The organism is Kitasatospora sp. NPDC022856, assembly GCF_055561235.1.
Map to the genome: position 1 here is coordinate 23,373 of NZ_JBVHHE010000061.1, position 9,649 is coordinate 33,021.

6 protein-coding genes are annotated in these 9,649 nt (G+C 68.5%); 4 read left to right on the forward strand and 2 right to left on the reverse strand.

Going from position 1 to position 9,649, the window contains the following annotated elements; genetic code table 11:
- Nucleotides 1-20: 20 nt before the first annotated feature.
- From ACZ34W_RS35820 to ACZ34W_RS35835, 4 genes are all read left to right on the forward strand, one after another.
- Entirely contained in the window at nucleotides 21-1,076 is a 1,056-nt protein-coding gene (locus ACZ34W_RS35820) for a sugar kinase (RefSeq protein WP_465610271.1), read from the forward strand.
- A gap of 37 nt (nucleotides 1,077-1,113) precedes the next feature.
- Nucleotides 1,114-2,142 (forward strand): aldo/keto reductase, encoded by a 1,029-nt coding sequence (locus ACZ34W_RS35825; RefSeq protein WP_465610273.1) that lies wholly within the window; start codon nucleotides 1,114-1,116, stop codon nucleotides 2,140-2,142.
- Nucleotides 2,133-2,855 (forward strand): FadR/GntR family transcriptional regulator, encoded by a 723-nt coding sequence (locus ACZ34W_RS35830; RefSeq protein WP_465610275.1) that lies wholly within the window; start codon nucleotides 2,133-2,135, stop codon nucleotides 2,853-2,855. The genes ACZ34W_RS35825 and ACZ34W_RS35830 overlap by 10 nt, the downstream gene beginning before the upstream one ends.
- A gap of 464 nt (nucleotides 2,856-3,319) precedes the next feature.
- Nucleotides 3,320-3,643, forward strand: coding sequence for an L-rhamnose mutarotase (locus ACZ34W_RS35835; RefSeq protein WP_465610277.1), 324 nt, complete (start codon nucleotides 3,320-3,322; stop codon nucleotides 3,641-3,643).
- A gap of 366 nt (nucleotides 3,644-4,009) precedes the next feature.
- Here the strand turns inward: ACZ34W_RS35835 and ACZ34W_RS35840 are convergent, their stop codons facing one another.
- A complete protein-coding gene (locus ACZ34W_RS35840; protein ID WP_465610279.1) occupies nucleotides 4,010-5,839 on the reverse strand; it encodes a hypothetical protein in 1,830 nt (609 codons plus the stop codon).
- Nucleotides 5,840-6,446: 607 nt separating this feature from the next.
- Nucleotides 6,447-9,041: a helicase associated domain-containing protein gene (locus ACZ34W_RS35845; RefSeq protein WP_465610281.1), complete on the reverse strand. Its 2,595-nt coding sequence runs from the start codon at nucleotides 9,039-9,041 to the stop codon at nucleotides 6,447-6,449.
- Nucleotides 9,042-9,649: the final 608 nt, after the last annotated feature.

A 9,649-nucleotide genomic window follows, 5' to 3' on the forward strand; every position in this document is an offset into this window, starting at 1 on the left:
CCCTCCGAGGGATCGACGTGATGGCGCTGGGCGAGGTGATGCTCCGCTTCGACCCGGGCGAAGGGCGCATCCGCACCGCACGCGTCTTCCAGGTGTGGGAGGGCGGCGGCGAGTACAACGTCGTACGCGGCCTGCGCCGCTGCTTCGGTATGCCTGTTTCTGTCGTGACCGCGCTGGTCGACAACCAGGTGGGCCGGCTCGTCGAGGACCTGATGCTGCAGGGCGGCGTCGACACCTCGCTCGTGCGCTGGGCGCCCGGTGACGGCGTCGGCCGCACCGCCCGCAACGGGCTGAACTTCGTCGAACGCGGCTTCGGCATCCGCAGCGCACTGGGCGTCAGCGACCGGGCGAATACGGCCGTCTCCCAGCTACGCGCAGGAGACATCGACTGGGACGCGGCCTTCACGGCGGGCCCACGCTGGTTCCACACCGGCGGCGTCTTCGCCGGACTGTCCGAGACAACAGCCGACGTAGCGGAGGAGGCCATGACGGCCGCACGACGGCACGGCGTCACCGTCTCCTACGACCCCAACTACCGCCCCAGCCTCTGGGACGGGCGCGGCGGCCCCGACCGAGCCCGCGAGATCGACCTGCGGCTGGCCCGCCACGCCCACGTCGTAGTGGGCGCCTTGGGCTTGGCCGGACCGCGCCCCGGCGGCCCGGCCGTCCGGGCCGAGGCGGCTGCGGACACGCTCGCGGAGGTGTCGGACAGGGTCCCGGCCGCCAGGGTGTTGGCGACGACCCTGCGGCGGGTGCACTCGGCTGGTGTGAACGACTGGTCCTCAGCTGCGTGGTCCGCGGAAACGGGCTTCGTCGCCGGCCCAAAGATGCCCGGCCTGGACATCCTGGACCGCATCGGTTCAGGCGACGGCTTCGCCGCCGGCCTGATCTACGGCCTGCTGACCGGCGACACCGCATGGCCCGGCCCACTGACAGCCACTCACCTTGGGCGGGCGCTGGCCTACGGCACCGCTCACGGCGCTCTCACCATGACCACACCCGGCGACGTCTCCATGGCCTCGCTCGCCGAGGTCGAGGCCCTCATGGCCGGCGCCCCGGCTTCGGTCATGCGCTGAAACGGCCGCGCCACCCGCGCCCCTCGGAGGAGCACAGATGACACACCGGACCATCGGACGTCGAAAGATCACGAACACCCCTGTCGAGCTGACCGAACTCGGCTTCGGCGCCTCCGCCATCGGCAACCTGAACCGGGTCACCCCCGCCAACGACGCGGCAGCCGCAGTCGAGGCGGCCTGGGAGACCGGAATCCGATACTTCGACACAGCGCCGCACTACGGGCTCGGCCTCTCCGAGCTCCGCCTGGGCGCAGCCCTGCGAGCCCGGCCACGCGACGACTACGTCGTCTCCTCCAAAGTGGGCCGCCTGCTCGTACCCAATGAGCAACCACGCGGTATCGACAACGAGGGCTTCGCCGTGCGGGACGACCTGCGCAGGCAGTGGGACTTCAGCCGCGACGGAGTACTCCGCTCAATCGAGAAGACCATGGAGCGCACGGGCCTCGACCGACTGGACATCGTCTACCTGCACGACCCGGACGACCACTTCGAACAGGCCGCCGAGGAGGCCATGCCCGCCCTGGCCGAACTGCGCACCCAAGGTGTCATCGGCGCCATCGGCGCCGGCATGAACCAATCGGCCATGCTCGCCCGCTTCCTGCGCGAGACCGCCGCCGATGTGGTGATGCTGGCCGGCCGCTACACCCTCCTCGACCAGTCCGCCCTCGACGACGTCCTCCCCACCGCGCAGGAACTCGGCAAGAGCGTAGTGGCGGTCGGCGTATTCAACTCGGGACTGCTCTCACACGACCGGCCCGCCAAGGGCATGACGTACGACTACAAGGAGGCTCCGCCAGCCCTGGTCGACCGCGCCCGGACGATCGCCCACGTCTGCGCTGCGCACGGAACGACCCTCCCAGCGGCGGCGATCGCATTCCCGCACACCCACCCCAGTATCATCAATGTCACCCTCGGTATGCGGAATCCGGAACAGGTCAGACGGAACGTGGAACTCCACTACCAACACATTCCCACAGGTCTCTGGGACGATCTCCGAGATCAAGGGCTCATCAGACCAGATGTGCCCAAAACGAGTACTAACGAGAGGAGTGAACCGTGTCACTGACGGACAAGGCCATAGAGCAGATCCGGGACCTCATCCGCACCGGCGCACTGCCTCCCGGATCGAAGCTCCCAGCAGAACCCGAGCTGGCCGCACAGCTGGGCCTGTCGCGCAACCTCGCCCGCGAAGCGGTCAAGGCCCTGGCAGTGGCTCGCATCCTGGAGGTCAGACGCGGCGACGGCACATACGTCACCAGCCTGCAGCCGAGCCTTCTCCTCGAAGGACTCGGCGGAGCCATGGAACTCCTGCAAGGCGACTCAGCCGCCCTACAGGACCTGATGGAGGCACGCCGACTCCTCGAACCCGCCGCCACCGCCCTGGCCGCCACCCGGATCTCCAGCAAGCAACTGGCCGAGGTCAAAAGGCACCTCGACGCCATGCGCGAGGCACGCGAAGACGTCGAACTGCTCAACGCCCACGATGCCGCATTCCACCGTGCCGTCATCTCGGCCACCGGTAACGACTCGCTCCTGACCCTGCTGGAGGCCATCTCCGGCCGAACGCTGCGTGCCCGGATCTGGCGCGGCCTGGTCGACGACCAGGCCGCAGGCCGGACCCTGGTCGAACACGAGGCGATCTTCAACGCTCTGTCCAGCCGGGACGCCTCCCTCAGCCACGCCGCCGCGCTGATGCACGTGAGCAACACCGAGCAGTGGTTGAGGGAGCATCTGCGCTCCACCGAATCCGGCTCGCACAGCGCGGCGCCGGGGAAGTGACAAGCGGCGCTGTTGAAGCGATTTCCCCGCGCAGTCGAACTCCTCCGCGGCAACGGCCCTCAGTATCTCCGACGAGCAGGTGACCGCCAAGCTCGGTCCCGATATCGGCGGTAGCGCTCGGGAGGCCCGGGAACGACTCGGCCGGGCACTGCAACGGCGAGGGTGAATGATTGCCGAAGCGTGGTCAGGCCTAGCTGCCGCCCAGCGGGGCTCCGGCACGGACAAGGCGTAGGCCTATCGGGGCGAGCACAGACTGCAGGTGCCCGTTGACGGGCCTCGTTGGCGGTCGCGATGGATTTCGAGCGCTGGCGGTAGGAGACCTTGGTCGTCGCTTGTCCGCAGACCCTGTCCGTCCTCAGCCACCTCGGCCGACCACCCCGTCCACCCCTCATGAGGCCGCGCCGTCCTCGGGCCAACCCGCCCCCTTACGGCGACCCCGCCGAACCACAAGGAGAGATTCCCGCATGAAGCGCGTCGCCCAAACGATCCGCCTGCGCCCCGAGCACCGCGACGACTACCTGCGCCTGCACGCCGCCGTCTGGCCGGCCGTCGAGGACGCCCTGCGCGCCGCGAACATCCGCAACTACAGCATCCATCTGCTGGGAGACACCTTGTTCGGCTACTACGAGTACCACGGTACCGACCACGCGGCCGACCTCGCTACCATCGCCGCCGACCCGCAGACCCAGGCCTGGTGGGCCCTCACCGACCCTTGCCAGGAACGCCTGCCCGGCACCTCTGACGAATGCCAGTGGACCGACCTCCAAGAGGTATGGCACCTGGACTGATCCGATCCCGGCGCCGTCCGCGCCACCCCACCTGCCCTGCTCACCCCACTGCCCCCGCCCGCCACCGCGCCGCTGCGCCCCGTCGGAGCCACCCACTCGCGGCTGTGGTTCTCCACCGCGCCGGATGCCGCGATCAAGATAATCTGCGCGGCCTTTGCCTGCGTGGGGGACGGCGGGGAAGTTGGCGCGGTGAGGTCGCGGCCGGAGCGAGACTGGGGCAATGTGCTTCCCCGGTCCAGTTGGAAGTCGTCCGTTCTTGGCTGGAAGATGCAGCAGGGTCGGAGAACGTGCGTTCGGCGGGCAGGACAGGCCAGAACACCGGGCACCAAAAGCTGATCCACCATCGGCTTCGTCTCTGCGGCCGCCTCATCGCAGGTCGAGCTGCACCGGCGTGTTTCTCCAAGTCTTCAAGTTGTCGAAAAACACCTGGTCGGCCTTGTCCGGCTGGCCGAGGCGGACGGCACGGATGGCTGCGGCGAGGGCGCCGTGCAGCGGGGCGTCCTCGGCTACCGCGGCGAGGGCTTTCAGCTCGCGCAGCCGTCGGACCTGGGCCGGCAGGGGCCGGTCGGCGACCTCCAAGGCCTGTTGAGCGGCCCATCGGCGCAGGACGTCCCCGGGCAGGTACGGCTTGCCGTTGTGGGTCCACATCAGCGAGGCCCGGATCATGCCGGTCACGTACTCGTTGCTGTCGCTGGGGTGGCTGGTGAAGTCGCGCCACGGCTCGAGCGGCCCGCCCAGGCTATGGGGGCCATCGGGGAGCCGAACGGTGAGGCTCAGCGTGTCCGCGGTGCCGGGCAGGAACCGGAGCATGGCCGTGACGAGGCCACCCATGAAGATCGGGCCGCTCCGGGCCGCCGTTCCCGCGTCGATCTGCCAGTGAGAGGGTCCCGGGGTCACCAGGACGTCGCGGCAGCCCATGCCTTCCAGCAGGATTGCGATCATGCGCCGCTGGCCGGCAAAGCCGCAGAGCTGGTGCAGATCGAGGGTCCCGTAGCCGTTGATGCCGTGCCCGGCCAGCATCGCCGTCAGCGCGACCTGCCAGGCCAGCAGAGCTTCCTGCGCCTGGAGAGTGCCGTCGAGGACCTCGTCCCACGGAATGGCTCGGGAAGTGGACCGTAGGTCCATCACCAACCGGTCGTCCTCGTACCGCGCGGACGCGTGCGCCCGGGCATTGCGCAGGTCGCAGTCCAGCCCCTGGAACAGGTCCGCCAGCTCCGGATCCTGCTGCGCCGCCCGCACGATGGCGGTGGCGTCGTCATGGCGCAGCTTGCTGTAGGGCCTGGACTTGCGGCCCGAAGCGAGCATGATCATTGACGCCAGCACCCTGCCGGGTCCCTCCACCAGGGACGCGGCGACATCCAGGAGAGCCCGCCCGGCATGGCGCGGGATGTGTGACTGCCGCAAGACCATTGAGATCTGCGTACAGCTGTCGAACACTTCCAGGAGGCCTGCCTTCAGATCATCCTCGAACACGCTGTCGGCGACGAGGGCGAGAACGCCGTCCGCATGGGCTGTGAGGAGTGCATGGGCTTGCCCGACGAGATCGTTGAACCGTCGGCGGTCGAACATCGTGCGCGCGAACACGTCGTGCAGGGCGAACATCAAGCCTGACGCTCCCGGAGCCCGCGCTCCGAGGACGCGTTCCAGCTCCTCAAGGCCCGCAGCGTTGAGGCCGTAGAGATCCGAAGCGCCGTAAAACTCGAAACCCTGCGCGAAGAGGACATTAACGACATCCTCCACGGACTCCGCGTCGTCGAACTTGAGAGCCGTCCGGCTCATCCAGGCGGCCTCGTCCGTCAGCTCGGCGAGCACGTCCAGTCGCCGCTGCGCCGCGACGGCGCAGGTTTGGGCGGCAAGGGGGGAGGGGGAGCTGAGCGCTTCCAGGAGAGTTCGCAGTATCTGCTCCATGCTGTCGACGGCCTGGCATGCCAAGTCGACTTGGGCCAGCTGAGGGCGTCTTCGTATAGCGCCGGCAGTGTGGTCGCGCAGCCGGGTCAGCGAAACCACCGACTCGTTGAGGAGGTCTTCGCAGCCGGGGCTGCCCTTGGCGACACACCGAGCCGCGGCGAGAAAATCGCCGAGCCAGCCGGGGACTTCACGCAGGACATCGGAAGGAACGGACGACGGCGCGTCGCCCGGGGGCGCGCTCGCCGGTGGAGTGTCCAGCAGGCGGAGTGCATCCTGTACGGCCTTCACGCGGGCTTGACGACGGTGGTCGACCTCCCACGGCTCCGGTCGGCGGCCACAGTCCGGGCAGGCAAGGGATCGCACGCGGTTAATTCCGCAGCCTATGCACGATATCTGCGAGAAAGCCAGGATTATGCCCGAATTTCCCACCGCGCTGCTCCTCTCGCTCGCGCTCGGAGGTCGGCGGCATGCCGACGGATGCGAACCCTCATGGTCCACCATGGGGCTGACACACGGGTACGGATTTTCGGGAGCCGCCGCCACCACCTGAACGCCATCGCCGCCCCGAGACCTGTCCGAGCGGTACACCGGGAAGAGCGACCTCACTACGTAGTACCTCTCCCCTTGCGTCCATAGAGGCCGTCGAGACACTGAGTTCCTTCAGAGCGGCCACCGATCGGGTGACGGAGCCGAGGCGGCAGCCGGCACGCCCGACCGCGATCCCGCTGGTCCGGGTGGCTGTCAACGGCGGATGCGGCTCCACCCTGCCAAGCAGCAGCTGAAGGGGCTCACTGCTTGCCGAGCTTGACGGCTACAAGGCGCGGTTCGACACACAGTGGAGCCGCCACCTTGAAGTGACGGCACGGCCTAGAACAAGCCCTTCCACCCCTTCCGACTACGCCCACTCCACGCCGTGCTCGGCGAGCTGCGCGAGCTGGCCGGGGGTGAGCTTCGCCCGGCGGGCTTTCTGGTTGTTGAGCCAGGTGCCCAGCGCGAAGTGCGACACCACCACCTGCTCCTCGCCGCCCGGGCCGGCGTCCACGGCCTCCAGCGGCTCCTTGTGTGGGCGGGGCACCCGGGGGTGCCGCTCCCGCTCGACGAAGGCGGCGAGGGCGGCCAGGCCCTGGGCGAACCGGTCGGTGCGGGAGACCGTCGGCTTCGCGTCGGCCGCGGCCTTGGCGGCCACTAGCTCGGGGTCGGCCTCGATGCCGATCGCGGCCAGCAGGTCCTGCTGGTCGGCCTCCAGGCCGGGGAAGCCGGCGCGCTGCGCGAGAACCCAGCGGCCGAGCTGCTCACCTTCGAACACTGTGGACTCCGGCAGAGCGGGCCAGTCGACCTGACCGTCGGACTCCAGCCACCACTGCCGGGCCACGCTGTAGGCGCGCTGCCAGGCGATCGGCCACGCCGGGCACCACCACGGGTCGATCTCCTCCAACGCCCGGCGCCGCTCCGGCGACAGGGCGCCAGGCCCCCCGGCCGGCACCTGGGCCGCAGACCGCAGCTCGGACAGCCACGTCCCGATGGCGTACCCGCCGATCGAGGCCCGTGCAGGCGCCGCGAGGCTCCCGGCGTGGTCCTTCGCCCACACCCGCGCCCAGTCCAGCCCGGCCTCGAACCGCGCATCCGAGACGGACCAGATCATCCCGAACCCGTCCAGCTGCGTCACCCGCCATGACGCCAGCTCACCCGCCGCATTCTCCACCCGCCGGTCCGACAACCACTTACCCAAAGGGAAATTCCCGTTTTCCCCAACCAACGCCGAATAGGGAACATCGAGACCACCGGTCTCCTGAAACCAGCGCCGTACGTGACCGATCGCCTCACGCCACAACTGCGTCTCGCTCGTCAGCACCCGCGAGGCGATGAACAACGCCAGCACGTCATCACCGGGGTCGCTCTCGAACCGCACCGGCAACGTGAACGCCCCCACCCCTCCAGCACCCCCACCACTGCCCTCACCAGGGGCGAAGGCCGCCTCGGCGCTGCGCCCGGTGGTCCGCTTCCCGGACTTCTGGGGCACCGCCAGGGCCTCGACCATGCGGGTGTCGTGTGACCTCAAGGCGGTCAGGATTTTGACGAGCCCGCCATAGCTGTCCGACTCCAGAATGTCCCCGGGATTCTCCCCGGGCTTGAGGAAGACCGGCACGATGAGGCTCGCCATCTTGCCCTCGCCGGGCTTAATCCGCAGGGCACGACCGACGGCCTGGACGATATCGACCATGCTGCCACGGCCCATGAGGAGGATCGAATCAGCATTCGGGATATCGACTCCCTCGCCCATGATCTTGCACTGTGAGATCACCCGATAGCTCAGGCCGTCGTCTTCCTCGCCCTGTCCGAATTCGCCGATGACCTCCTCACGGAAATCCACGGAGTGTTCGCCGGAGAGCCACTGAGCCCAGATTTCCTCCGGGTATTTCTCCGGGTTCTGGAAGTGCAGCCGTTCTACCGTCTGGTTCAGCGTCTCGCTGAAATAGCGCGCCTCAAGGGTGCGGTTGTGGAAGGTGATGGTGCGTTTCAGGTTGCGCTCGGCGGCCACCTTGAGGAGGCCGGCCTGCATCGCGGCCAGGTGCTCGGCCGGTACCTCGTCCTCGCTCCCGTCCTGCGCCTCGCCGACCCCGGCGCCCCAGGGCACCGGCTGCTTGCCGGCCTGGTCGCGGTCGGCGAGCGGGTCGCGGAGCTCCAGCACCACCACCTCGAACGGTGACAACAGGGATTTTTCGATCGACTCGGCCAGGCCCAGGGAGAACACGTGGGGCCCGTAGAGGCGCACGTCGTCCATGGACACCGCGAGCTCCTCCGGCAGCGGCTGGTGGGCCCCTTCGCGGGCCTTGAGCATCCGCGTCGGCGGCGCCCAGATACGCGGGGTGGCGGTCATGTAGCACCTGCGGGCCGTTGGGATGGAGGCCTGGTCGTGCACCACCGTCCACGACTTCTCGACACTGCCGGAGGACCGGTGAGCCTCGTCGCAGACCATCAGGTCCAGCTCAGGCAGCAGCTCCTGCTTCTCCCTCGCCCAGTAGGCGTAGGCGTCGCGCACCGCGCCGACCGAGGCGTAAGTGGCGAACAGCGTGAGCGGGCGCCGGCCCCTGGCCGCCTTGGAGATCCAGTCCCCGACGATCAGCCCGCTGGTGGAGGCCAGTACCCCGGCCGGGAGCTCCTTCTGCATCAGGGAACACACCGCGTGCATCTCCCCGACCCGGCCGGCCTCCCGCCACGAGCCCATCATCTGGAGCAGCAGGTTCAGGGTGGGCACCACCACCAGCACCACACCGCGGGGCGCCAGCCGCTGCCCGGCCACCGCCCCCACGTAGCTCTTGCCAGTGCCGGTGGCCATCTGCACCGTCACCCGCAGACCATTCGGTGCCACCTGCCCAGGACGCAGCGTCAGCCCCCGCACGATGGCTGCCAGGGCCTCCTCCTGGTGCCCCCGCAGCGTGACACCCCTGGTGGCTTCCACGGCCAGCAGACCCGGCTTTACGACACCCACGGAACTTCTCTCCCCTCGCTCGAATTCACGACCCCGCACACGGCATCTCGCGGGATTCCCTGGCAGTGCGATCCTGATACATTCACCAGCCGACGACCGGAAAGCGTCAAGCCGGAAGTTCAAGTCACTTCACGACAGTTATCCGGCAGGCTATCAGTCGGACGCTCAGATTTCTTGGGAATCTGCCAAAAGTGGGGTCCGCGGGCTCGCTACGGCGGGATCTTCTGACGGTGAAAGGTTGATACACTCGGTCGCGTTGCTCATCCTCCCAAGGTAGCGCACCCCGACCCCTCATGGAGGTGAAACAGTGGACTGGACCACGGTCTAGACCAATCTGGCGGGAGTGAAGCCGACCCGCACGCACCCTGGTGGCAGGCACCCCACTCCCAGTCAGCCCGTCGTGACATCAACCAAAAACCCAGCTAAACCATGTAACCCCAGCTCAACCACCGGAGGGAATGGAGCGAAGCGGAGTGACCGACAGGCCCGCGCGAAGCGCGGGCCGGCCTGACCGAAGGTCAGGCCACGGACACGCGGAGCGGGTCCGCCCCGGCCGAAGGCCGGGGTCGAACGGAGGGCCGAAGGCCCGTAGGGACCCGCTCCGCGGG

What these genes read in the sequence shown, in the direction of transcription:
- ACZ34W_RS35820 (WP_465610271.1), top strand. Translation starts at nt 21, where the DNA reads ATGGCGCTGGGCGAGGTGATGCTCCGCTTCGACCCGGGCGAAGGGCGC.
- ACZ34W_RS35825 (WP_465610273.1), top strand. Translation starts at nt 1,114, where the DNA reads ATGACACACCGGACCATCGGACGTCGAAAGATCACGAACACCCCTGTC.
- ACZ34W_RS35835 (WP_465610277.1), top strand. Translation starts at nt 3,320, where the DNA reads ATGAAGCGCGTCGCCCAAACGATCCGCCTGCGCCCCGAGCACCGCGAC.